The organism is Marinobacter litoralis, from assembly GCF_016427555.1.
Lineage (GTDB): Bacteria > Pseudomonadota > Gammaproteobacteria > Pseudomonadales > Oleiphilaceae > Marinobacter > Marinobacter litoralis_A.
In genome coordinates this window covers 1,410,127-1,434,453 of the sequence record NZ_JAELVS010000001.1, presented here as the reverse complement: position 1 = coordinate 1,434,453, position 24,327 = coordinate 1,410,127, and the positions used below count along the sequence as shown (strand labels likewise).

Sequence of the window (24,327 nt, the reverse complement as noted above, 5' to 3'; positions counted from 1 at the left end):
GACTCTCATGCCCTCGACAGCTGAGTGAATCTTTTAAGCGGCCCAGACACACCTATGTCCTACAGCCTTAACGAAATGCTAGCGGCTCCTGAAGCAGACGTACTGTCACCATTGCTTAGTCAGGAAAACGATACCTGGACTGCGACCTTCCGTGGGCTGACCCTGCATACCGCCCTTCAACCTATCTACAGCATCGCCCACAAACGCACGGTGGGCTATGAAGCTCTGATTCGGGCGTTCGACAACGACAACGCGGCCGTTCTGCCGCCGCATTTATTTGACATTCCGTCTTCCCACGCGGAAAACCTGCTGCTCGACCGACTCTGCCGGTATCTGCACGTCCGCAATTACAGCAATATCAAAGATCAACTGAACTGGCTGTTCCTGAACGTTTCGCCGCGAGTCGTCACCCATGGTGACCAGTCAGATTCGTTTTTCGGTCAGATTCTTGAGAAAACCGGGCTACCCGCCCACCGCATCGTCATGGAGATCGTAGAGCAGCCCACCGACGACGCCGAAAAGCTCAAAGAAACCGTTGCCTATTACCGGAAACTGGGCTGTCTTACCGCGATCGACGATTTTGGTGCGGGCCACTCTAATTTTGAACGTATCTGGAATCTGTCGCCGGATATCGTCAAGCTTGACCGGTCCTTGTTGATGCGAGCGGTCAACGATCACCGCGCCCGACAGATCCTCAACGGCATCGTATCGCTTCTGCGTCAATCTGGCTGTCTAGTGCTATTGGAAGGGGTTGAAACGCGTGACCAGGTCATGATCGCTATTGATGCAGGGGTCGATTTCGTTCAAGGCTTTTATTTCCAGCGCCCCAGTACGGACCTGGAAGCCATGTCGCATGCCCCCGCTGATCTGGACAAGCTGCTCTCGGAATACAAGCAGAGAAAACAAGTCAAACAAGACCCGACACGGCAGCTGATCAACTACTTCACCACTCCGTTCAGGCAGGCTACAGAGCGGCTCCTTCAGGGCCTCGGGATTAATCAGGCGTGTGCGGAGCTGGTTTCTCACCCAGTGGTGTCACGCTGTTATCTGGTAGATGCCGACGGAGTTCAGATAACCGAGACGCTTCTACCCCGGCGCAGCCCTCGCAGCCAGGACCCTCGCTTCAAGCCGCTTGAAGACACCGCCAGTGCCGACTGGTGCCGCCAACAATACCTGAGTCAGGCACTCGACCAGCCAGGAAGCCTGCAAGTGACGGCGCCTTACCTTTGCGTTACCGGCGCCAATATGTGCGTCACCCTGTCTTTTGCCTACGAAGCCGAAGGCAGCCTGCACGTTCTCTGTTGCGATATCATGAGCAGCGCGGATCAGAGGTTATAGATCAGCGCAATCACACTCACCGCGACCACACCGACAAACACATTCATCGGTAGCCCCACCCGCAGAAAGTCGACAAAACGATAGCCCCCGGGCCCGAATACCATCATGTTTGTCTGATAGCCAAGAGGGGTTGCAAAGCTCGCTGACGCGGCCATCATCACGGCGATGATAAAGGGCTCTTCTGCCACGCCCATCGCCTGCGTAAGCGACAGCACAACCGGCACAATCAATACCGCCGCCGCATTATTGGTGATGACTTCAGTCAGCACCGACACCACCAGATACACCAAAATCAGTACCACCAGCGGATTGCCCTGGCTCAAGCCAAGCACCGAATCGGCCAAATACCGTGCCGCGCCGGTTTGCTCCAATGCGCCCCCCAGCGCGAAGGACGAAGCAATGGTCAATACAACCGGCACATCGACCGCCTTTTGAGCCTGTCCCACCGAGCAACAACCGGCTGCAATCATCAAGAACGCTCCCACCAGAGCGGCGTTCAACATGCTCATAACACCACAGGCCGCCAGCCCGACGAGAACAAGCAAAATTGCCCAGGAAAGCCAGGCTCGATCGTGCCGAGGTGCCTCGGTTTCCAGATCATTGATCAGAAGAAAATCTTTGTTGTAACGCTGACGACTGACAAACGCGGGGCGAGCCTCAAGCAACAACACGTCTCCCGGGCGCAGGCGTATATTCCCGAGATTTCCGGGCACCCTTTCGCCACCCCGGGCGACCGCCAGCACCACGGCCCCGTATCGATCCCTGACCCGTGCATCACGAATCGTCTGGCCCAATACATCACACTGGGGCGAAAGTACCGCCTCAATCAACCGCCGCTCCGCTCGATCCTTGCTGAGTGCGGGCTCGTCATCATGGACCGACGGCACAATGCCATTGATTCGCAGCAAATCTGATATGGCCTGAGTGTCACCAGCAAACACCAACCGGTCACCGCCTCGCAGCCGTTCTTCCGACGGCACCGCCGTAACAACGCTGCCGTCCCGTTCGATTTCAACCAGATATAGCCGCTCCAACTCCCGCAGGCCAGCCTCACCAACCGATTTGCCGACCAAGGGCCCGTTCGCCGCAACCGCTACCTCGAGCGTAAATTCTTTAACGGAACCAAACTTCTGCAGATCCTTTTTTTCAGGCAGAAAACGCGGCAAAAACAGCAGCATCGTCAACACACCAATAGCCGCCACCGGCAACCCGACCTGGGTAATGGCGAAAATAGAGAACCCTTCGCTACCCGTTAACTGTTGATACTGTCCGTTAACCACAAGATTGGTACTGGTACCAATCATAGTGAGCGTGCCGCCAAAAATAGCTGCGTAACTGAGGGGGATCATCAATTTGGAAGGCGCCACACCGATCTTACGCGACCAGGCATGAACGGCCGGAATCATGGTTGCGACCACGGGGGTGTTGTTCAGAAAGCCACTGAGCAGAGTTACCGGCAAGGCGATACGGGCCTGAGCTGCCCGCACCGTTTTGGGCTTGCCAAGGATATAGCGCACCAGAAGATCGACGCCGCCGGAGTGGTGCACACCCGAGGCAACAACAAACAAAGCAACAACGGTGATCAGGCCAGGGTTGCTGAACCCGATCAGCGCCTGTTCATGACTGACAATGCCCGTAGCGCTGAGCAACACCAGCACCGCCAACATCACCAGATGCGGCGCAAATCGGCCCGATACCATCAAAGCCAGTGCGGCGCCTGCCACGAATAAAGAAAACCAGCCTTCCCACTCCATAAGCCTGTCTGTTCCACCCGGAAAACAGACAGGATAACGAGCCAATCAAAAACTTAAAAAGAATAAGGAGTCCTTTTAATAGCTCCGAAAGAAATATCAACCGGCAACGTCTGCCATATTACCGTAGGCTTCCAGCCAGGCCTTGCGGTCGGAGGCGCGCTTTTTGCCCAGCAGCATATCCATCGCTTCGTCGGTATCGTCACCCTCTTCCAGGGTAAGCATGACCAAACGCCGGGTGTCCGGTGCCATGGTGGTTTCCCGCAGCTGCAGCGGGTTCATTTCGCCCAGCCCTTTGAAACGGGTAACCTGAAGCTTGCCCTTGCGATTTTCTGCCGCCAAACGGTCGATGATGCCTTGTTTTTCGTGCTCATCCAGTGCGTAAAACGTTTCCTTGCCCAAGTCCACCCGATACAACGGCGGCATGGCAACGAACACATGACCGGCACTGACCAGCGGGCGGAAGTGCTTCACAAACAAGGCACACAACAAGGTGGCAATGTGCAGCCCGTCGGAGTCAGCATCGGCAAGGATACACACCTTGTTGTAACGCAGACCGGCTAAATCATCGGAACCGGGATCGACACCGATCGCGACCGCAATATCATGCACTTCCTGAGAGGCCAGAATTTCGCCGGAATCGACTTCCCAGGTGTTCAATATCTTGCCTCGAAGCGGCATGACCGCCTGGAATTCCCGGTCACGGGCTTGCTTGGCGGAGCCGCCTGCCGAGTCACCCTCAACCAGAAACAATTCGGAACGGTTGGAATCAGTCCCCGAACAGTCGGCCAGCTTGCCCGGCAACGCAGGGCCCGACGTCACCTTTTTGCGGGCCACCTTCTTGCTGGCCCGCAACCGGCGCTGGGCATTACTGATGAAGAGCTCGGCCAACACCTCGGCCACATCAGTATGCTGGTTCAACCACAGGCTGAACGCATCTTTCACGACACCCGAGACAAATGCAGCTGCTTCACGGGAAGACAACCGCTCTTTGGTCTGACCCGAGAACTGAGGTTCCTGCATTTTAAACGACAATACGTAGGCAACCCGCTCCCAGATATCTTCCGGCGACAATTTAACCCCACGAGGCAGCAGATTGCGGAACTCGCAGAATTCCCGCATGGCCTCCAGCATACCCGTTCGGAGCCCGTTCACGTGGGTTCCGCCCTGCGCGGTCGGGATCAGGTTAACGTAACTTTCCTGAACGGCATCGCCACCTTCAGGTAACCATTGAATGGCCCAGTCCACTGCTTCCTGGTTGCCGGCGAAACTGCCGGTAAACGGGTCCAACGGAACTGCCTCGATATCCGCCAGGGCCGTGCGCAGATAATCCCTCAGGCCGTCTTCGTACAGCCATTCGTCTTTTTCGCCGGTTTTTTCCTGTACAAATATGACTGTCAGGCCCGGACAAAGTACCGCCTTGGCACGCAAATTATGGCGCAAACGACTGACCGAGAAGTTGGGGCTGTCAAAATACTTAGGGTCGGGCGCAAATCGCAGTCGCGTACCGGTATTGCGCTTGCCGACGGTATCGATCACTTCCAGATCGGTGGCTTTCTCGCCATTCTCGAAGGTCATGCGATGGACTTGGCCGTCCCGGCGGATGGTGACTTCGAGCAGGGTCGATAGGGCGTTTACCACCGAGACACCGACACCATGCAAACCACCGGAAAAATTGTAATTGCCTTCCGAGAATTTTCCCCCTGCGTGCAAGCGTGAAAGGATAAGCTCGACCCCGGGCACACCCTCTTCTTTGTGGATGTCGACCGGCATGCCCCGGCCGTCGTCTTCCACGCTCAAAGAATTGTCGCTGTGCAGGGTCACTTCAATCTTGCGGGCATGCCCAGCCAAGGCCTCATCGACGCTGTTGTCGATGACCTCTTGCGCCAGATGATTTGGCCTTGATGTATCGGTATACATCCCCGGGCGCTTTCGCACCGGGTCCAGACCGCTTAGAACTTCAATGGCATCGGCGTTGTATTGTTGCTGGCTCATAGAAAGGGCAAAACTCCGAAAATGGTCGTTGCGCCATAGCTTATTGATTGGCGCTGAAAGATCAACGATTGATTTTTAGTGCAGGCAGCGCGGCTCAGCGCTTAACGGGCTCTTGCAACGGTTGGTCAGTGACGCCTGTCACCTCAATCCGGTCCCAGTTGCCACCAGCCGTCGCCAGCACAACACAAGGAGACGTGATCACTTGCGCCACCATCATGCCCGGGGCCGGAGCCTTCACGTCCATACGCAGTTTCAGCGTATTCTTTTCCTGACTGACCTCCGCCAGCCCGAGGCTATAGCCGGCCGTAGGCTTTTGACCCAGCGTCACGAAGATAAGCTGCTCTTGCGTAAAATCGACCTGCCGGATTACGCCCGTTGACATATTCTGGCCCCGAACTTCCAGCAACGACTCCAATTCCCCGGCTGAATCGACATAGGCCACGCCCGGTCCGGTCAAACCACAATGGGCTGACTGCGTTACCTGCCGCACCTGCGGTTCCTGCTGAGGCGCGGTATTGCCCGAGGCAGCACAACCGGACAATGCCAACACCATTGCGGGTACAGTGAATACTTTGATCGCAAACGTGGTCATTTTAATGCCTTTAACTGTGAGTTTGTGGCAGCCACACGGTCGATGCTGTTGATAAGCCGGTAACCTTGAAAACCGGGCCTTGGCAGCACGTCAGGGCTGGCCGCAGAAATGGTCGGGCGACTAAACCCGGTGGTCATACGCAGGTCGCTGATGACTTGTCCGGGCCTCACGGTAACCACCTCGCGCAAACCTGCAACAGGGTATTCCGCACAAGCCTCTCCGGCCTGACAGATAAATCCGTCACCATCGATATCAGTCCCTGCCACCAGATAGTAATCGCCTGGTGTCACCTCTCGCAGTGACCGGGGCTCTGCGCCGTCATCGGCTTCAAAGGCAAACAAATACTCGCCATCTTCCACGGTGGTCGTTACCTGAGCCTCAGCCAGATACACACCCTGCTCATTGGGCTCGGTATCCACCAGCAATACGAAGTGCCTGCCGGCATTGCGGGCTTTCTCGTCGGTAATCAGCTGGCCAATGACCGGTATACGCAGTTCCTTGCTCAGGTTGTAGCTCACCACGATATCACCTCTGGCGGGAACATCGGGGGTCAATCTGTCTCGCAATAAAGCCACATTGAGAATAAAAGGCTCACCGGAGAAGTCAGACTCCACCTCCAGCCATTCTGGCTGAGATTCCACTGAAACGCCGGTCACCGGGGCGGAGCCGTAGACATTAAGCTCAACCAACTGAGCTTCAACACCTTCATTACTCAGCGACACCACAGCCGGTGAAGCCGACAAGACCGGCCCGGTGAAACCCTGGCTGGCCGCCGATACAGCCTTGGCCGCATCCAGCACTCCGTACCCGAGTTGATCTGAACGCCGGCCCGAATATTCCGTTAGCTCGCCGCTCGCAAGCAGCGCCCTGACATCGCCATAGTCAAGATCGGGCTTTTGCGCCTTCATCATCGCCAGCACGCCCGAGACGTGGGGCGCGGCCATGGACGTGCCCTGAAGGCCACGATAATCCGGTTTATAGGCGCCAGACTCAAACGCTGCACTGGTACTCCAGACAAGGTCTGCTTCGCCATCGGTATTGGCATCGCGCCCTGCGTCGCCACCCGGTGCAGCCAAATCAATCCAACTGCCATAGTTCGAGTAGGAAGCCAGGTTCCGGGCACCGTCCACCGCGCTCACTGCAAGCACATTGCTCGAGGCCGCCGGATAGGATTTTACCCTGGTCCCCCCATTGCCTGCGGCCGCCACAAAAAGCATGCCTTTGTTCACACCCGCGGCAATGGCCGATTCCAACTGAGGAATCTCTGGCAAACCACCCAGGCTCATATTAACAACCTGCGCCCTTGGCGGCTGTCCGCCACTGCCGTTGACCAACCAAGCGATGGCTTCAATCAAATCAGCAGACGACCCTGTACCGCCCTCGCCCAGAACGCGCACCGGAAGCAAACTGGCCCCGAACGCTACGCCGCCGCTGCCCTTGTTATCGATCACAGAGGCAATGGTGCCCGCCACGTGAGTACCATGATAGACGTTGCCACCGACGCTGCTGCCGGGATCTCGGGGATCGAAATCGTTGTCGACATAGTCACGGCCAGACACCACATTACGATTCAGATCCGGATGCCAGCCCGATGCGTCCGACTCTCTGAACAGGCCAGTGTCGAGCACGGCAACATCCACGCCGCTGCCCCCGCTGGGCTCTATTTGCCACGCTACCGGGCCGTTGATCACGTCGTAATGCCACTGTTTACTGTACAGAGGCTCACCCACCGGAGACTGGCTCTGCATCCGGTAATTGGGAGCGGCGAATTCCACGTCCGGCTGTTGTCTTAGCGACCGAATCCAGTCCAGCGTATCGGGAACCGGGCGACCACCAGCCTGCGCGCGGGCAGTAGCGGGCATCTTGCGCAACCAGGTGCGCTCGCCCAGTTTCCGGGCGACAAGTTTTGCTTGTGCGCTCAGAGCCGACGCTTGCCCGGGCGCAGACTCTTTCAAGGTAACAATCGCTTCGCCTTCCTCAAATCGGTGGTCCGACCATTGGTAGGCGGCATTTTGTTGAGTCGTCCCGGCGGTCTTCAAAAGCATATAGCGCGCCGGCAGACTGCCAACGTTTCGAACCACCACCTGATAGTCGTCTGTGGGCCCTGAATTGAGCCGAAACTGTGCGGTTTCGTCCCTGCCTGAGGTTCTGACCGGAGGATAGCCTTCAACCAGCAGCTCCAAAGCCACATCCGTGCCGCAGGTACCGAAACTTTTGAGCACGATCGTTTCACCCGCGGCCAGCGGCACCGAAAACGTATCGGCTGGATCGGCTTGATAATTTTTCGTCTGGCATGCGCTCGCCGCAGCCGGGTAGGTACCAGCGCCCCGGCTTACATAGCCGGCCATAACAAAACTGGCGGGTAACGTTTGCGCAGCATTGGCCGGTGTTGCACCTTCCCGCCCCAATTGATCCATGGTGTCCTGATCAATGCGGCTGTTCGCTTCTATCGCTATGCTGCCAGACAAAGGACTGAGCAGTCGTTCGGACGCCTCGTCGCCCGAGCCACTCGAATCACTGCAGCCGGTCAGCGTCACCATCCATGGTGATAACAGGAATAACGCAATTAAAACTCTCACGGTTGCTCCATTCGTTGAGAGATTGCCGAACTCTAAAACAAAAAACCCGCGGAGCAGGACTCTCGCGGGTTTTCGAATCCGATGCTTTTATAAAGCGTAAAACAGCATCGGAACAAAGGCCACCAATAACAGGGTCGGCAACATGACCGCCAGCGGTAAAAGCAGTCGCTCATACCGGTGCCAGAATGACCCGGTCCGCTCTGCGGCCAACACTTCCGACTCACCGACCACTTGACGTGTCAGCAAGTGGTTAAGTGCGACCGGCGGACTCAGGTAACCAAGTTCGAACGCCACCAGACACACAATCCAGAAGTGCAGCGGATCGATGCCGATCTGAATAGCAGGCTGGGCGATGGTTGCAGACACCAGAATAACCGCACCGAACGGATCCATAATCATGCCAATAAAGGTCAGCATTACCACGATCACGAGCATCGCAACCCACGGGCTGGTCAGGCTTTCCGGGAACAGGAAGTGCACGATGTCCGAACGTTCCAGAATGCCGCCCAAACAGATAGAGAAGCCAATCAAAGCCAACAGCGCACCAATGTGCACGGCGGAATCACTAGCCGCTGAGCTGCTTCGGGAGAAGAACTCCTTAACTCTTGAAGGCGCCGGAGACTCATCCTGCGTCCTGCCCGAATCCAGCATCACGATAGCCAGCATCACCAAAGGCAAAATCAGCGGCGCACTGTATTCGTTAAACTGAAGTCCCAACAGCCCCCAGATAGACAAGATCACCGCAGCAGCGACACCCACATATGGAATCAGTGGTTTGGTAGCCTGTAGCGACTCCCGCAACGCACCCGGTGCAGGTCTCGGTTTCCAGTTGCCTTCCGTCTTGCAAACAATGAAGGAGAACAAGCAGGCAGACATGATGAATACCCAGAAACCCCAGCCATACATTTCAGACGTGGTCACTTCCTTGTTTAACGCTGCAACTACCACAATCAACAAACACGGGTTCAGCACCACACCCAAGCTTCCGGACATCGCGGTTGTTGCCAGAGACAACTGGCGACCCGCTCCGGCCCGGCGAAGCTCGTCATAAACCACACCACCCACGGCGAGGATAAAGATGCCTGAGGCACCCGTAAATGCAGTCGGGAACGCGGTGGCAAAGATAATCACAGATGCCAACAACGGCGCCGGCAAGTTGAATGGCTTTATCAGCCCCAACAGCAGTTCCGGCACTCGCGTTTGCTTCAACATCATACCGACCAACACATACAGGCCGATGTTGATGAACATCGAGGACAGGTTAGACATCATGCCAAAGTAGATCGCCAGGCCCGATGCGTAGCCATCTACAAAGAAGAAATAGCTCATGGCAATCAAACCCATGGTGCAATACAGCGGCACCACAAGGCCGGAAGCCAGATCCATGCTTCCTGATTTGATCCGCTTAGGAATCGAAACAAATCGAACCGCATTAATAATCATGAACATGCCGAACACCAACACCCAGGCGTACTGCAACGTCATGGCTCCGGCAGAATCCGGGGTTCGCTCCAGATTGCCAAGATAGGAATTAAGAGAAAGCAGCATCAGCCCGTTGACAACAAACTGGGCGCCTTGACTCAAACGCCACTCTGCACGATTGCGAGGCAGTCTCAGGGCAATATGGTCAGCATCCAACGCCGAAACGGCCGCAGCCAAAGCAAACATACCGATGAACAGAAACTTGGTCAGATCAATGTTACTAAGCAGAAAACCCGCCAACCCTTGCTCGATGTCCTTGAAGACACCGAGCGCCCAGGTTGCATGTTTCTGATTCTCTGCAAATTGCACATGACGCTGTTCGCAAAGCGCCAGATTGCTTTCAAGCGATTGGCGGATAGCCTGAGCATTGGGAGGAGAGCTGAAGAGATCGTCGGGATCAGGCTTGTAGGCCTGAATCCGACGCTCCACTTCCCGATCCACATCCATGGTCAGATTACAACTGGGCTCAACCGCATCTGGATTGAGCAGATAGTAATTCGGCCAAACTTGCTCGCCTACCCAAAGCAGCCGTGAGTGAAGCGAATTACCCATCCCGAGCAACAAAGTCGCCAGGAGCAACAGCAGGAGAACCACCCCGTGCAATCTGTGCACGGGATACAGTGTCCTTACGCCTGTCGCAGTCATTGCACGCCAGTTCATGATCGGGATCCCCGTTTATTCGCGATTATCTGCGGTGCACTCTGAAGCGCCCGGATTACTGGAACACCGAATCTTGCTCATCAGGCTGAGCATTTTCGGGCTGTAGACAACCGGCGCACCGTTAACACCATCGCGCATTTCCAAACGGTTTTCCCGGAACATTTCCTGGTACCCAACGATGTCTTTCTCAGGGATACGGATCCACTTGTCGTCAGGAATGGCTTCTTCAAGCCCGGAAATCATGTTCATGGCTTGCGGGAACATACCCCAGGCCACTTCACGTGCCTTCTGCGCTGTGGCGTCGTCCAGCACTTCGTCCCGGGCAACAATCTGGATGGTCAGCTGGGCCAGCGGGTAATCAACAACACCGCCTTTATCGCCAATGCCCTTGTAGAGTTCCAGTGCCTCATAGGCGAATGCCGGCGCGTAAGCGGTATCAACCGAACCGTTATTGAATTTGCCGGCAAAGTTGGTGATGTCGGAAGGAACAACCGTTGCCTTAACATAGTTAACCATGTGAATGGCGTCATTCTGGTAGTCAAGCGTGGCCACACGCTTGCCGGCCAGCTCCGCCGCGGTATCGATGCTTCGATCGTCTACGAACAAATAACCTGCACCACCCGGCACGATGCCCAGAACTTCGTATCCGTTTTCTTTCATCAACGGAGCCGCTTTCGGTTGCGCCAGTGTTGCCAACAGCGTTTCCAGATCCTTATAGGTCGGAAGCGCGCCTACCGCACTGATACTGCCGGTGAAGCGGTTAAACGGACGTATCCGGATATCCATCGCCGCCACTGCGTCACACTGGCCAGCATTAAAATCCCCTATTGCAACGCCTTCATCGGTATAGGGTTTCAGGTCGAAATCAACACCGTGCGCTTTCATCTCAAGGGAGAAATCTTTCACCATGTTATAAACGTCACCGTTGGCGCCGATAACATCGAATACGCACATGGTCGCAGATTGTGCTGACGCCAAGGGCGCAACGGCCGCAATGGAAAGGGCTGCAAGTGTTTTACGGATCACAATAACCTCCGGGGCATCATTGTTATGGTTGTAAACTCGAATAAAGCGGGGTGATGAGGCTGCTGGTTACAGCAGCCCATCCAAACTCATGGTTTCAATATTACTGGTATCACGCTCCGGGCTCATTTTGCCGAAAAAGCGGGTGGGCGTACGATGGCCGTAGTTTTTTGTCCAGTGCTTATCTGATGAGAAGGTGACAACGGTGCGTGCAACCTCATCGAGAAGCACATAGTCGTCGAAAACCTCGAACCCCTCATCAGAGGCAGCAAAGTTTGCAATCGCATCAGCAAGCACATCTGGGCGACCGAATGTTTCTGCAGCAACAATTTGCAGTGCATGGGATGTTCTAAAGCCTGCTTTCACACCCAAGTCAGCACTATTCTGAAGCACTACCCATGGGTCTGGAGACAACGCCGGGCGAGTATCAGGAAGCAACAGCCACACCAACGCCCGAACAGCATTCGGTAACCCACCCCATTTTTCGTTATCAACACACTGTGCCGCACGCTCGGCTTGAGGTGCGATATTGCGAGGAACACCCGCCATGGCACCTGAGTTGGCATCATTCACGATGGCCTGCATACCGGTAAGCAGGCCAGCAAGGAAGGTGATCTCATCCTGGTCAGTAAACAGGAACGGACACTCCATCGGCTCTGCTGCAGGATCAAAGTCGTACGCAGCCATGGCGCGGCGGAAAGATTCGTATCGGCGGGTCGCTGTTTGCGCGTACAAGCGCTTCGAAACCTCACGGGCGTCTTTAGCCGCAGGTACGTTGCCGCTGTAATCATGCCTCAGATAATCCAGCTCTGCGTCCCAAGCTCTGTATTCCATGCAGTTGCCAGCCAGCAGCATCAGCAACGAACCCGTGGTATCAGGCGCGTCCACAACTCGAGAGAACGAGTAAAGCAACGGATCAATCCCTTCGCCCAATGCACACGCCATCCGGGTGTCGGTCATTTGCATAACATAAGGGGTAGCCTCGGATTCCGAGTAACTGGAAAGCACGACACCCGTCGTATGATAAATGGGATTAACTGTACAACCGGAAAGAACCAGAACCAAGCCTGAGGCAATCAGTTTAGGCATACGAGCCGAGAAACGGTACGCCCGGAAGAGCTTAGAGGAGATCATAATGCGACCTGTCTTTTCTTTGTATGTTTGTTTTTTTAGACGTGATCATTACTGCACGAACCAGCATGCAATTTATCAACGTTCCGTGAACCAGATCACCGAAATCCCGGAGATTTTCATTCACAGGACGAAGGATGCGGGGAAAGAGCTCAAACGGAAATGGCTCGTTTGCCGAAATATTATGCCGATCAGGCCAATTACGTATAGAAACTTAAAAATTGGACTTTTCTACTATGGAAAACGCTGAGGGAAACAGGCCCTGATCCAAACCGGCGGAGCTCTCTATGCCGAAACATCCCCAGGAGCACTCAAACCCAGCATCGCCATAACCTGATCGGTCAAGCCATCCAGCGTCAAACCACCCCGTTCGGGCTTGTACCAGGTCACGGTCCAGCTTAGAGCGCCGGTCAGCATCCGACGGGCAATAAACACATCCGCCGCCAACTGCCCCTCGCCTTTAAGTTGCTGCAAAACCGTTAACCAAAGATCCTCATAGACATCTCTTAGTGCCAGCACTTCGGCCTGAGAGTTTTCAGACAAACTCCGCCACTCGTAGACCAGAACGGCCATAGCTTCACCGGTCTTGCCATTGATCGATTCCAGTTCCGCCCGAATCAGCGCACGCAGCTTGGCTTTGGCCGAAACCTCCTGCTCAACCGCGGCCTGCATCACTGCTGTATTCAGCCGAATGGTTTCAACCATAACTGCCTTCAGAATCTCTTCTTTTGTCCGGAAATGATGAAACAAACTCCCGGACTGAATACCCACTGCGGCAGCCAAATCTCTCACAGTGGTCCGTTCATACCCTTTATCCCGGAACAAAGTGGCGGCTTCAGCCAGCAGACGCCCACGCGCACTAGAGGGATCGGAAACCAACTGTTCTTGAATAAGTGCCTGAAAAATATCGCTGTGTTTCACGAGAGTATCCAACTGCGAAAAAGATTGACCCATTTTACCTTAGTTTCGCCTATTTACAAACCAAGCGCTTGCTTGGTAACGTTGAGATCAATCACTGAAGATCCACGTTAAAACGCTAAAAAAACGGGACCAACAACATGTCAGAAGCCAACAAAATCATCCGCATCGGCTGTTCTTCGGCATTCTGGGGTGATACCGAAACTGCGGCCGCCCAACTGGTACACCTGGGCAACATCGACTATCTGGTGGCCGACTACCTCGCCGAAGTGACCATGTCGATCATGGCCGGTCAGAAGATGAAAGACCCGTCCCAGGGTTACGCCCGGGATTTCGTACAAACGGTCATGGGCCCGCTGCTTGCCGACATCAAAGCAAAAGGAATCCGGGTTCTGGCCAACGCCGGCGGCGTTAACCCCATCGCTTGCCGTGATGCACTTCAGGCACTTTGTGAAAAATCCGGTGTCGATCTGAAAATCGCTCTGGTATTGGGTGATGATTTGATCACCAAGAAACAGAAGCTGGCGGATGATGGCATCACTGAAATGACGACAGGCCAACCGTTCCCGGCCATGATGGTGAGCCTGAACGCTTATCTTGGTGCGCCCGGTCTGGCCGCCGCACTAGACCAAGGCGCAGACATTGTTTTGACTGGACGGGTTGCCGATAGCGCGTTGGTTCTGGCACCGCTAGTGCACGAATTTGGCTGGCAGTGGAATGACTACGACAAGCTGGCCCAAGGCAGCCTTGCCGGGCATCTGCTGGAATGCGGTGCTCAATCGACGGGTGGCAACTTCACCGATTGGGAAGATGTTGCAGACGGTTTTTCCAACATGGGCTTCCCGATTGCCGAAGTCAGCGCCAATGGCGATTTTGTGATGACCAAATCCGACAATACCGGTGGTTTGGTTAGCCGTGGCACGGTTGGCGAGCAATTGGTGTACGAAATCGGTGATCCAAGAGCGTATCTGCTGCCCGATGTGACCTGCGATTTTACGCAAGTTAAGCTGGATGAAATTGCGCCGAACCGGGTTCACGTGTCCGGTGCGAAAGGATTGGAGCCCACCGACAGCTACAAGGTGTCTGGCACCTGGCCCGATGGCTTCAAATGTACTGCGTCTTTCCTGCTAGGGGGTATCGACGCGCCAGCCAAAGCCCAGAAGGTTGCGGACGCTATTCTGGCCAAAACATCGGCGATGTTTGCGGACAAAGGCTTGCCAGGCTATTCCGAAACCAGCATTGAGCTGCTGGGTACCGAAGCGACTTACGGCCCTCATGGCCGTCGCAGCGACACTCGGGAAGTAATCGTCAAAATTTCTGCAGCCCATCCCAAAAAGGAAGCCTTGGTGCTGTTTTCGAGAGAGATTGCCCAAGCTGCGACTGGTATGGCCCCCGGCCTGACCGGCATTGTCGGCGGTCGCCCTTCTGTGTTCCCCAAGATTCGTCTTTATTCGTGTTTGGTTCCGAAATCCGAGGTGGTTGTGTCGGTGGATATCGGCGGCGAAGCTGTGCCTGTCGATGTTGCCTGTGATGGCAGCTTTAACCCCGCTCAGCTGGCGCCCGAACCGCAGGACAACGTTGAGGTTTCAACGGATACGACGGTTCCTCTGGTTCGGTTGGCGTGGGCGCGCTCCGGGGACAAGGGCGATCACAGCAATGTTGGTGTGATTGCACGGGAAGCGGAGTTCGTGCCGTACATTCAGGCCGCGCTGACAGAAGAGGCAGTTGCCGAATGGATGGCGCATACGCTGAATCCGGAGTCCGGCAAGGTGACTCGGTGGGCTTTGCCGGGGCTGAATGCGTTTAACTTCTTGCTGGAGCACAGTCTGGGTGGTGGCGGTATCGCCAGCTTGCGGATTGACCCACAAGGTAAGGCGTTTGCGCAGCAGCTTCTGGAGTTTCCAGTGCCGGTGCCATCGCAACTTTTTGAGTCTTAATTCGGTGCAAGCACCCCGCCGGAGGAGGACTGTTCAAAAAACGCTCCTTCGGCACATCCATGTGGCGCTTGGGCTCCGCCATCCATGGCTCCGCACATTTTTGCACAGTCCTCCTCCGGCGAGGCGCCCAAACGCTGTATATGGATTCATCAGGTTTAAACAGGAAATTGCTTATGAGCTACCAATCCGTTTTACGACCCGGGCTATTTGAAGGCCGGGTTTACATCGTCACCGGTGGCGGCTCCGGTATAGGTCGGTGCACCGCTCACGAACTGGCTGCCCTGGGCGCACAGGTTGCACTAGTTGGCCGCAAACAGGAAAAGGTCGATGCCGTCAAAGCAGAGATCGAAGAGGATGGTGGCACGGCCAGTGCTCATTCTTGCGACATTCGCGAGGAAGAGTCTGTGCGGGCCACGGTTAAAGCCATTATTGCCGAACACGGCCGGTTGGACGGGTTGGTGAACAACGCCGGTGGTCAGTTTGCCTCGCCACTGACGGGAATTAACCAGAAGGGCTGGGAAACCGTGGTGCGCACCAATCTGACCGGCGGGTTTCTGATGGCGCGCGAAGCCTACACCCAGGCGCTCAGCAAAACCGGCGGTTCGATTGTCAATATTGTTGCTGATATGTGGGGCGGCATGCCCGGCATGGGGCATTCCGGCGCAGCACGAGCCGGGATGGTGAATTTCACCCAAACCGCGGCTGTGGAATGGGCTCCGTCCGGTGTTCGGGTGAATGCGGTTGCGCCGGGCTGGATAGCTTCCAGCGGCATGGATAACTATCCCGCCCACATGAAGTCGTGGATTCGTAGCTTGGCCGATGCGGTTCCCATCAAGAGGATGGGTACGGAGTCGGAGGTCAGTTCGGTTATTTGCTTCTTGCTGAGCGAAGGCGCGGCGTTTATCAGCGGTGACTGCTGGCGCATCGATGGTGGCGGCTCTCAAGGCGGCCGGATCTGGCCCATGCCCAAGGCCAAGAACAATGAGCCATACAACGGATTTCACCGAGCGACGACTCCAAAAGTGTTGTCAGAAGACTGAGGACCATTACATGCAGGTATTAGAGTCAATCATTAGCCCCCAGTCCAGCGAGTTCCAGGCGAATGCGGAAGCCATGGAAGCTCACATCAAGACCTTTCGCGATGTTGAACAAAAGGTGTTGGATCTGGCAGAGGCGGCCCGGGAAAAGTTCACCAAACGTGGCAAGCTGCTTCCACGCGACCGCATCAATCGCTTGCTGGATCGGGGCAGCGAGTTTCTAGAGTTGTGCTCGCTGGCGGGTTATCAGATGCACGACGACAAAGACGGCTCTATGGCCGGCGGCGGCATCATTGCTGGCATTGGCCGGGTGGCCGGTATCCGGTGTTTGGTGGTCGCCAGCAATAGTGCCATCAAGGGCGGGACCATCACGCCTGCAGGTCTGGATAAAACGCTGCGACTGCATGAGATTGCCAAGGAAAACAAACTGCCCATCGTGTCACTGTCCGAATCCGGCGGTGCCAACCTGAATTACGCCACGGATATTTTCGTGCCCGGCGCCCGGGGCTTTGCCAATCAGGCGCGGTTGTCAGCAGCGGGTATTCCGCAGGTTACGGTTGTCCACGGTAACGCCACAGCGGGGGGTGCCTATCAGCCCGGCCTGTCGGATTACGTCATCACCGTGCGTGATAAAGCAAAAATGTTCCTTGCTGGTCCTCCGCTGCTGAAAGCGGCCACCGGTGAAATCGCCAACGACGAGGAGCTCGGCGGTGCGGAAATGCACGCGACGGTTGCCGGAACGGCTGAGTATCTTGCTGAAGACGATGCTGACGGTATTCGCCAAGCCCGGGAGATTATGGGCGCCCTACCCTGGAACGATCAGCTCCCTGTACAGCGGGAGGTTAGCTGGGACGAGCCGCTGTACCCGGCGGATGAACTGATTGGCGTGATTCCGGCCGATGCCAAGAAGCCTTATGACGTGCGCGAAATCATCGCTCGCATCAGCGATGGCTCTCGCTTCCTCGACTTCAAGAACGAATACGACAACCAAACTGTGTGCGGCACCGTCCGCATTGAAGGCCACAGTGTCGGCATCATCGGCAACAACGGCCCGATTACCACCGCCGGTGCCACGAAAGCGGCGCAGTTTATTCAACTGTGCGACCAAGCCGGCACGCCCATCGTCTTCCTGCACAACACCACCGGGTTCATGGTGGGCACCCACTCCGAGCAGAACGGCATTATCAAACACGGCTCAAAAATGCTTCAGGCCGTCGCCAACTGCCGTGTACCCAAAATTGCCGTGGTGGTAGGCGGTTCCTACGGTGCCGGCAACTACGCCATGTGCGGCCGCGGCCTGGACCCCAGATTCATCTTCGCCTGGCCTAACAGCCGAACCGCCGTCATGGGCCCGGCCCAAGCCGGCAAAGTGCTGCGTATTGTGGCCGAAGAAAAGCAGCGCAAGAGTGGCCAGGAGCCGGACGAAAAGACTCTCGATTTTCTGGAACAGGCTACCGCCAAGAAACTGGAAGAGGGTTCCACCGCCTTGTTCGGAACCGCGCGGCTGTGGGATGACGGCCTGATTGACCCGAGAGACACCCGCCGGGTACTGGCAACCGCACTGTCTGTTTGCCGCGAAGCCGAACAGCGCCCCTTACGGCCCAACGTTTATGGCGTAGCGCGTTTGTAATTCGAACAACACAAATAGAACAACCGTGAATTAGAGCAGGAGAGTACCCATGAATTTCACATCAGAGCACGATGCCCTAAGAAAAACCGTCAGAGATTTCGTCGAGAAAGAAATCAACCCATACGTTGATGAGTGGGAAGAAGCGGGCGAATACCCGATTCGCGATGTGTTCAAAAAACTCGGCAATCTGGGCCTGCTCGGCATTCAAAAGCCGGAAGAATACGGTGGCATGGGTTTGGATTACAGCTACAACCTGGTTGCCGCCGAAGAACTGGGCATGGCCAAGTGCGGTGGCGTTCCGCTGTCCATCGGCGTGCAAACCGACATGTGTACGCCGGCCATCGCCCGCTTTGGCTCCGACGAACTCAAGCGCAACTTTTTGACACCAGCCATTACCGGCGAGTTGATTGGTTCTATCGGTGTCAGTGAGGTGGGCGCCGGCTCCGATGTTGCAGGCCTTAAAACTACGGCCCGCAAAGACGGTGATGACTACATCATTAATGGCTCCAAGATGTGGATCACCAATTCCCCGAAAGCCGATTTTATCTGCCTGCTGGCCAACACCAGTGACGATCAGCCACATAAGAACAAAACCCTGATTGTGGTTCCCATGAGCACACCAGGCATCACGTTGAGCCCGCACCTGAACAAACTGGGCATGCGCTCCTCGGAAACCGCACAGGTATTCTTCGACGACGTGCGTGTACCCCAGCGCAACCGCATTGGCGCAGAAGGCACGGGTTTCATGTGCCAGATGATCCAATTCCAGGAAGAGCGTATGTGGGGTGCGGCCAACGTTATCAAAGCACTGGAAAGCTGCATCGAGCAAACCATCGAGTACTGTCAGGAACGCAAAACCTTCGGCCAGCCCTTGATCAACAATCAGTACATCCATTTCCGTTTGGCAGAGCTGCAAACCGAAGTGGAGGCGTTGCGCGCCCTCACCTACAAAGCCTGTGAGCTGCACGTTGCCGGCAAAGACGTCACCCAACTTGCTTCCATGGCCAAGCTCAAAGCCGGCCGCTTAGGCCGTGAAGTCACAGACACCTGCCTGCAATACTGGGGTGGTAACGGTTACATGTGGGAAAACCCGCTCGCCCGCGCTTACCGGGACATACGTCTGGTTTCCATTGGCGGCGGTGCCGACGAAATCATGCTCGGCATTATCTGCAAGACCATGGGCATCTTGCCGGGCAAACAAAAAGGCTAAGGCATCTTACCGGCGGAAGGCCAGCCACGGGGCGGTGCTTTCCGGGACACGCTACAAGTACGTCCCTGTAGGCTCGTTTCGGGCCGTCCTTGGCCCTCAACGGTCCCGGAAAGCACCACCCCGCGGCTGCCCCCAGACAAAATGCGTGGAGTCCTTATGGAACAACTATTACCAACATGCGAAACGCTTGCCCTAGAGCAACGCGGTCCGGCGTTAATGGTCACCATCAACCGGCCTGAAGTTCGCAACGCCATGAGCCTGAAAATGGTCGAAGAACTCTCGGCCATTTTCACTCAGGTTGAAAACAACGACACCATAAGAGCGGTCGTCATCCGCGGTGCCGGTGGCCACTTCTGCGCCGGCGGCGACATCAAAGACATGTCAGGCGCTAAAAATCAGGAAGGCGAAGGCCGCGACAACCCGTTCTTCAAACTGAACCGCGCCTTCGGCGAGATGATTCAACAGGTAAACGAATCCTCCAAAATTGTCATCGCCATCACCGAAGGTGCGGTCATGGGTGGTGGTTTCGGGTTGGCGTGTGTTTCCGACCTCGCCATTGCCGGTCCAACCGCCAAGTTCGGCATGCCCGAAACCACACTGGGCATCATCCCCGCTCAGATCGCACCCTTCGTGGTTGCCCGCACCGGCCTGACCCAGGCCCGCCGACTGGCCCTGCTTGGCCTGCGCGTGGACGCTCAAGAAGCCCAAGGGCTGGGCATCGTGCACCAAGTCGCCGAGAACGACGACCAAATCGACACGCTACTGGCAGCAGCTCTGGAGCGCGCGCGCCTGTGCGCTCCGAATGCGACTGCCCAAACCAAAGTCCTCCTGCACAGAGTCGGCAACGAAAACATGAGCGACTTGCTGGACGATGCCGCCGAGATGTTTTCCAGCGCTGTGCGCGGTCCGGAAGGTGCCGAAGGCACCATGGCATTTGTGCAAAAGCGTGAGCCCAAGTGGGCCAACACACAGTAAGTACAGAACATTAATTTCCGCCACCACCATCGAGCGGACAAACACCAAAGATCGCGGGAGCGCGACTGGCGGGGAGTTCCTCCGGAAAATTTCGGAGGCCATGGATGGCCGGAGAGAAGCGCACATGGATGTGCTCGTAGCGGTTTTTCGGAGGAACTCCCCGCCAGTGGTGCGGACAGGCACGATGCTGACATCGCAACAAGGTAGGTAATGTCCATGCTAAAAAAACTACTCATCGCAAACCGTGGCGAAATCGCCTGCAGAGTCATACAAACAGCCAAGGCACTGGGATACCGGACAGTCGCCGTCTACTCCGAAGCCGACGCCAACGCCCTGCACGTTGAGCAAGCCGACGAAGCCGTTTGCATCGGCCCCGCACAAGTAGCCGCGTCTTACCTGAACGCAGAGGCAATCCTGGATGCCGCCAAGAAAACCGGCGCCGACTGCATCCACCCCGGCTACGGCTTCCTGTCCGAAAACGCAGGCTTCGCAAAAGCCATCAAACAAGCCGGCCTGATCTTCGTCGGCCCACCGGAAAACGCCATCGAACTGATGGGCAGCAAGCGCCGCTCCAAAATCGCCATGCAAGAAGCCGGCGTGCCCGTCGTCCCGGGCTTTGAAGGTAACAACGCCAGCGATGAAGAACTCATCGCAGCCGCCAAAGACATCGGCGTACCCCTCATGCTCAAAGCCTCTGCCGGCGGCGGTGGCCGCGGTATGCGACTGGTCGAAGACCAAAACCAACTGGCCGACAGCATCAAACGCGCGCGCTCCGAAGCCAAACAAGCCTTCGGCGACGACGAAATGATCATCGAAAAAGCCGTGATCGAACCTCGCCACGTCGAAATCCAGGTGTTCGCGGACCGCCATGGCAACGCCGTCTACCTCGGAGAGCGAGACTGCTCCGTTCAGCGCCGGCACCAGAAAGTCGTCGAAGAAGCGCCCTCGCCTTTCGTCACCCCGGAACTCCGCCAAGCCATGGGCGAAGCCGCCGTGAAAGCGGCTCTGGCGTGCGGCTACGAAGGTGCAGGTACGGTTGAATTTCTGGTTGATAAAGACCGCAACTTCTACTTCCTGGAAATGAACACGCGCCTGCAGGTAGAACACCCGGTCACCGAACTGATCACCGGCCAGGATCTGGTCGCCTGGCAGCTGATGGTCGCAGAAGGTCAGCCACTGCCTCTGACTCAGGATCAAATTCAGCTCAACGGCCACGCCATCGAAGTCCGCCTGTACGCCGAAGATCCGGCAACCGACTTCACACCGCAAACCGGCACCCTGCACGAGTTCTCGCCGGCCACAGGTGAAGGCCTGCGCTTTGACACCGGGGTGCGGTCGGGCGATGTGGTCAGCCCACACTACGACCCCATGCTGGCAAAAGTGATTGCCTGGGGCCAAAACCGCGAAGAAGCCCGTCGCCGCCTGATTCGCGCACTGGAAGACACCACCGTGTTCGGTGTCACCACCAATCGCCACTTCCTGAGCCGTATCATCGCCGATGAAACCTTCGGGGCCGGAGAAGCCACCACGGCGTTCCTGCAGCAATCATTCAAAGACGACCCGTCTCTGGCACCACAAACGCTCAGCATGCGCGAACTGGCCCTCAGCGCCTGCGCACTCAGCCTTGGCACTTCGGGCCAGAATGGCTGGAGCAATGCCCCGGCAACGGTGATGCCCATGAGCCTCGAAGTACAGGACGAAACGGTGGAACTGCTCGTCCGCAGGTCCGGCCAGAAGCTCATTGTCTCCCATGAAGAGACGCAGTATGAGCTGCAAACCCACAGCCACAAACCCGGCCTGCTGTGCATTATCGACAATGGTGTTCGTCACCGTTGCCAATATCACCAGAACGGTGATTCCCTATATTTACAGGCCTTCGGCCGCTCTTGGTCTATCGTAGACCGCACCCATCAACCGGCCGCCGGTGCCCAAGGCGCAGGCAGTGGGCGCATTCAGGCTGCGATGGACGGTGCCATCATCGACGTACTCGTCGCGGAGGGAGAAACCGTTTCGCAAGGCCAGACGCTGGTCGTTCTGGAAGCGATGAAAATGGAGCATCCCGTCAAAGCCGACCGGGACGGTGTTGTAGCAGGGTTACACACCAACACCGGAGATCAGGTTAAACGCAGCCAATTGCTGGTTGAGTTGGCTGCGGATGACGCGTAACAAACACTATAAATTGTGAGCTGAACGTAGGCTCTCGTGACGAAGGAAATGGAACGAAAATGAGTCAAGATATCATCTCCACCCGAGACTTCATGCGCAGTTTACCCCCCGTGCTCGGTCGTTTCCCTTCGATTGCACGAGGGCTCTACTATTACCTCGCCAAAGACAACGAAAAAGACCTCAACCTCAACAAGTTGATTGCCCGCAATGCCCGGAAATATCCGAACAGGCCGGCCATCCTCTGTGACGATCTCACGGTTACCTGGCAGGAATTTGATGCCTGGAGTAACCGGATCGCGCATTACCTGAAGAATCAGGGGTTGGTGAAAGGCGACTCCATCGCCATTTTGCTGGAAAACCGCCCGGAATTGCTCGCACTCGTCGCTGGAGCAGCAAAGATCGGCGTTGCCTGCGCGATGCTTAACACCTCCCAGAAAGGCAAAGTGCTTATCCACAGCATTAACCTGATCGAGCCAAAAATGCTCGTGGTGGGCGAAGAACTTCTTGAACAAGCCGAAGGCGTTCGTTCCGAGATCAAGCTGGATCACGCCAATTCGATGCTGTATCTGGCCGACGCCAACACCCGGAACATATTTGGTGACGCACCGGAGGGGTATACCAATCTCGCGCTTGAGGTCAGCAAGTTTCCATCCACCCTGCCGGAACTGAACCAGCCGGTACTGATGGGCGATACCGCCGTTTATTTGTATACGTCTGGCACAACCGGGCTGCCCAAAGCCGCCCCGGGCTCGCATCGTAAGTTCGTTCGCGCCTACGGTGGCTTCGGCATGTTGTCGCTCAACATGAAACCGGAAGACGTACTCTACTGCACACTCCCGCTCTACCACGGCACCGCTTTGCTGGTTTGCTGGGGTTCGGTGCTGGCCGGCGGTTCCGCCATCGCACTGCGCAGAAAGTTCTCTGCCCGCGCCTTCTGGGAGGACGTGCGCAAGTACAAAGCCACCACCTTCGGCTATGTGGGTGAACTTTGCCGCTACCTGCTGAATCAGCCTGCAAGCCCGCAAGACCGAAATCATCCGCTCACCAAGATGATCGGCAATGGTTTGCGCCCATCCATCTGGAAAGAATTCAAAGAGCGCTTCGGCATTGAAACCGTGGCCGAGCTTTATGCCTCTTCCGAAGGCAATATTGGCTTCTCTAACTTCTTCAACATGGACAACACTGTAGGGTTTTCGACCGCCCCTTACCGGTTGGTCAAATTCCACGACGGTACCCGCGACCCGATCCGCAATGAGAAAGGGAAGTTCGAGGAAGTGAAAAAAGGCGAGCCCGGCCTGCTGCTAGGCGAGATCACCAAGAAGTGGGCGTTTGAGGGCTACACGCAAAAAGAAGCCACCGAAAAATCCATTCTGCGGGATGGCTTCAAGAAAGGTGATTCCTGGTTCAATACCGGCGATGTCCTTCGGGAAATCGGCTTCCGACACCTGCAGTTTGTGGACCGTATGGGCGACACCTTCCGCTGGAAAGGCGAAAACGTGTCCACCAACGAAGTTGAAAACATTATCGATGGCTCCGGCATGGTCGAAGAGGCCATCGTGTACGGTGTGGAAATCCCCCACACCAACGGCAAGGCCGGCATGGTGACGTTGGTTCCCCAGAAAGCGGATAATCACTTTGATCCCGACAAGCTGCTGACTTACCTGCAAGAAAACCTGCCGGCTTACGCGGTTCCCGTGTTCATTCGGGTCACTCAGGCCATCGAGAAAACCGGCACCTTCAAATACCGTAAGGTGGACATTCAAAAACTGGGTTATTCACTAGACCGCCCGGATGACAAGGTTTACGTCTGGCTTCCGAAAGCGTCTGGCTATACCAAGGTGACGCCAGAGCTGATTGCTGACATTGACGCTGGTGATGTTCGGTTCTGACCGGTGACGGGGTC

16 protein-coding genes are annotated in these 24,327 nt (G+C 56.2%); 8 read left to right on the top strand and 8 right to left on the bottom strand.

Annotation, left to right across the window (positions count from 1 at the left end; all coding sequences use genetic code 11):
- Positions 1-54: 54 nt before the first annotated feature.
- Complete coding sequence (locus JAO79_RS06655; protein ID WP_199006385.1) at positions 55-1,338, top strand: EAL domain-containing protein; 1,284 nt, start codon at positions 55-57, stop codon at positions 1,336-1,338.
- Here the strand turns inward: JAO79_RS06655 and JAO79_RS06650 are convergent.
- The 8 genes from JAO79_RS06650 to JAO79_RS06615 all read right to left on the bottom strand — a co-directional run bounded on the left by JAO79_RS06650 (position 1,326) and on the right by JAO79_RS06615 (position 13,505).
- Positions 1,326-3,092 (bottom strand): SLC13 family permease, encoded by a 1,767-nt coding sequence (locus JAO79_RS06650; RefSeq protein WP_199006383.1) that lies wholly within the window; start codon positions 3,090-3,092, stop codon positions 1,326-1,328. The two genes, JAO79_RS06655 and JAO79_RS06650, sit on opposite strands and share 13 nt — an antisense overlap.
- A gap of 96 nt (positions 3,093-3,188) precedes the next feature.
- A complete protein-coding gene (gene parE, locus JAO79_RS06645; RefSeq protein ID WP_199006381.1) occupies positions 3,189-5,084 on the bottom strand; it encodes a DNA topoisomerase IV subunit B in 1,896 nt (631 codons plus the stop codon).
- Between the two features lie 94 nt (positions 5,085-5,178).
- Positions 5,179-5,676 carry a protease complex subunit PrcB family protein gene (locus JAO79_RS06640; RefSeq protein WP_199006379.1) on the bottom strand — a complete coding sequence of 166 codons (498 nt, stop codon included), beginning with the start codon at positions 5,674-5,676 and terminating at the stop codon, positions 5,179-5,181.
- Entirely contained in the window at positions 5,673-8,255 is a 2,583-nt protein-coding gene (locus tag JAO79_RS06635; RefSeq protein ID WP_199006377.1) for a S8 family serine peptidase, read from the bottom strand. Before JAO79_RS06635 ends, JAO79_RS06640 begins: the two co-directional genes overlap by 4 nt.
- An 87-nt stretch (positions 8,256-8,342) precedes the next feature.
- A complete protein-coding gene (locus JAO79_RS06630; RefSeq protein WP_199006375.1) occupies positions 8,343-10,397 on the bottom strand; it encodes a TRAP transporter large permease subunit in 2,055 nt (684 codons plus the stop codon).
- 15 nt (positions 10,398-10,412) lie between these two features.
- Positions 10,413-11,423, bottom strand: a complete 1,011-nt coding sequence (locus JAO79_RS06625) for a putative solute-binding protein (RefSeq protein WP_199006374.1) — start codon at positions 11,421-11,423, stop codon at positions 10,413-10,415.
- Positions 11,424-11,489: 66 nt separating this feature from the next.
- Complete coding sequence (locus tag JAO79_RS06620; RefSeq protein WP_199006372.1) at positions 11,490-12,554, bottom strand: hypothetical protein; 1,065 nt, start codon at positions 12,552-12,554, stop codon at positions 11,490-11,492.
- Between the two features lie 282 nt (positions 12,555-12,836).
- Positions 12,837-13,505: a TetR/AcrR family transcriptional regulator gene (locus tag JAO79_RS06615; RefSeq protein ID WP_199006370.1), complete on the bottom strand. Its 669-nt coding sequence runs from the start codon at positions 13,503-13,505 to the stop codon at positions 12,837-12,839.
- Between the two features lie 104 nt (positions 13,506-13,609).
- Between JAO79_RS06615 and JAO79_RS06610 the strand changes: the two genes are divergently transcribed.
- The 7 genes from JAO79_RS06610 to JAO79_RS06580 all read left to right on the top strand — a co-directional run bounded on the left by JAO79_RS06610 (position 13,610) and on the right by JAO79_RS06580 (position 24,313).
- On the top strand, positions 13,610-15,406 hold the full coding sequence (locus tag JAO79_RS06610; protein WP_199006368.1) for an acyclic terpene utilization AtuA family protein: 1,797 nt from the start codon (positions 13,610-13,612) through the stop codon (positions 15,404-15,406).
- 173 nt (positions 15,407-15,579) lie between these two features.
- Entirely contained in the window at positions 15,580-16,446 is an 867-nt protein-coding gene (locus JAO79_RS06605; protein WP_199006366.1) for an SDR family oxidoreductase, read from the top strand.
- A gap of 10 nt (positions 16,447-16,456) precedes the next feature.
- The gene (locus tag JAO79_RS06600; RefSeq protein WP_199006364.1) at positions 16,457-18,073 is read left to right on the top strand and encodes an acyl-CoA carboxylase subunit beta; all 1,617 of its coding nucleotides are present in this window, start codon (positions 16,457-16,459) and stop codon (positions 18,071-18,073) included.
- A 49-nt stretch (positions 18,074-18,122) separates the two neighbouring features.
- A complete protein-coding gene (locus JAO79_RS06595) occupies positions 18,123-19,283 on the top strand; it encodes an acyl-CoA dehydrogenase family protein (protein ID WP_199006363.1) in 1,161 nt (386 codons plus the stop codon).
- A 156-nt stretch (positions 19,284-19,439) separates the two neighbouring features.
- The gene (locus JAO79_RS06590) at positions 19,440-20,258 is read left to right on the top strand and encodes an enoyl-CoA hydratase/isomerase family protein (protein ID WP_199006361.1); all 819 of its coding nucleotides are present in this window, start codon (positions 19,440-19,442) and stop codon (positions 20,256-20,258) included.
- Positions 20,259-20,474: 216 nt separating this feature from the next.
- Positions 20,475-22,424 carry an acetyl/propionyl/methylcrotonyl-CoA carboxylase subunit alpha gene (locus JAO79_RS06585; protein WP_199006359.1) on the top strand — a complete coding sequence of 650 codons (1,950 nt, stop codon included), beginning with the start codon at positions 20,475-20,477 and terminating at the stop codon, positions 22,422-22,424.
- Positions 22,425-22,483: 59 nt separating this feature from the next.
- Positions 22,484-24,313 (top strand): long-chain-acyl-CoA synthetase, encoded by a 1,830-nt coding sequence (locus tag JAO79_RS06580; protein WP_199006357.1) that lies wholly within the window; start codon positions 22,484-22,486, stop codon positions 24,311-24,313.
- Positions 24,314-24,327: the final 14 nt, after the last annotated feature.

Excerpts from the sequence above, each read along its gene's own strand:
- JAO79_RS06630 (WP_199006375.1), bottom strand. The coding sequence starts at position 10,397 with ATGAACTGGCGTGCAATGACTGCGACAGGCGTAAGGACACTGTATCCC.
- JAO79_RS06600 (WP_199006364.1), top strand. The coding sequence starts at position 16,457 with ATGCAGGTATTAGAGTCAATCATTAGCCCCCAGTCCAGCGAGTTCCAG.
- JAO79_RS06595 (WP_199006363.1), top strand. The coding sequence starts at position 18,123 with ATGAATTTCACATCAGAGCACGATGCCCTAAGAAAAACCGTCAGAGAT.
- parE (WP_199006381.1), bottom strand. The coding sequence starts at position 5,084 with ATGAGCCAGCAACAATACAACGCCGATGCCATTGAAGTTCTAAGCGGT.
- JAO79_RS06620 (WP_199006372.1), bottom strand. The coding sequence starts at position 12,554 with ATGATCTCCTCTAAGCTCTTCCGGGCGTACCGTTTCTCGGCTCGTATG.
- JAO79_RS06650 (WP_199006383.1), bottom strand. The coding sequence starts at position 3,092 with ATGGAGTGGGAAGGCTGGTTTTCTTTATTCGTGGCAGGCGCCGCACTG.
- JAO79_RS06585 (WP_199006359.1), top strand. The coding sequence starts at position 20,475 with ATGCTAAAAAAACTACTCATCGCAAACCGTGGCGAAATCGCCTGCAGA.
- JAO79_RS06655 (WP_199006385.1), top strand. The coding sequence starts at position 55 with ATGTCCTACAGCCTTAACGAAATGCTAGCGGCTCCTGAAGCAGACGTA.
- JAO79_RS06590 (WP_199006361.1), top strand. The coding sequence starts at position 19,440 with ATGGAACAACTATTACCAACATGCGAAACGCTTGCCCTAGAGCAACGC.
- JAO79_RS06640 (WP_199006379.1), bottom strand. The coding sequence starts at position 5,676 with ATGACCACGTTTGCGATCAAAGTATTCACTGTACCCGCAATGGTGTTG.
- JAO79_RS06580 (WP_199006357.1), top strand. The coding sequence starts at position 22,484 with ATGAGTCAAGATATCATCTCCACCCGAGACTTCATGCGCAGTTTACCC.
- JAO79_RS06615 (WP_199006370.1), bottom strand. The coding sequence starts at position 13,505 with ATGGGTCAATCTTTTTCGCAGTTGGATACTCTCGTGAAACACAGCGAT.
- JAO79_RS06610 (WP_199006368.1), top strand. The coding sequence starts at position 13,610 with ATGTCAGAAGCCAACAAAATCATCCGCATCGGCTGTTCTTCGGCATTC.
- JAO79_RS06605 (WP_199006366.1), top strand. The coding sequence starts at position 15,580 with ATGAGCTACCAATCCGTTTTACGACCCGGGCTATTTGAAGGCCGGGTT.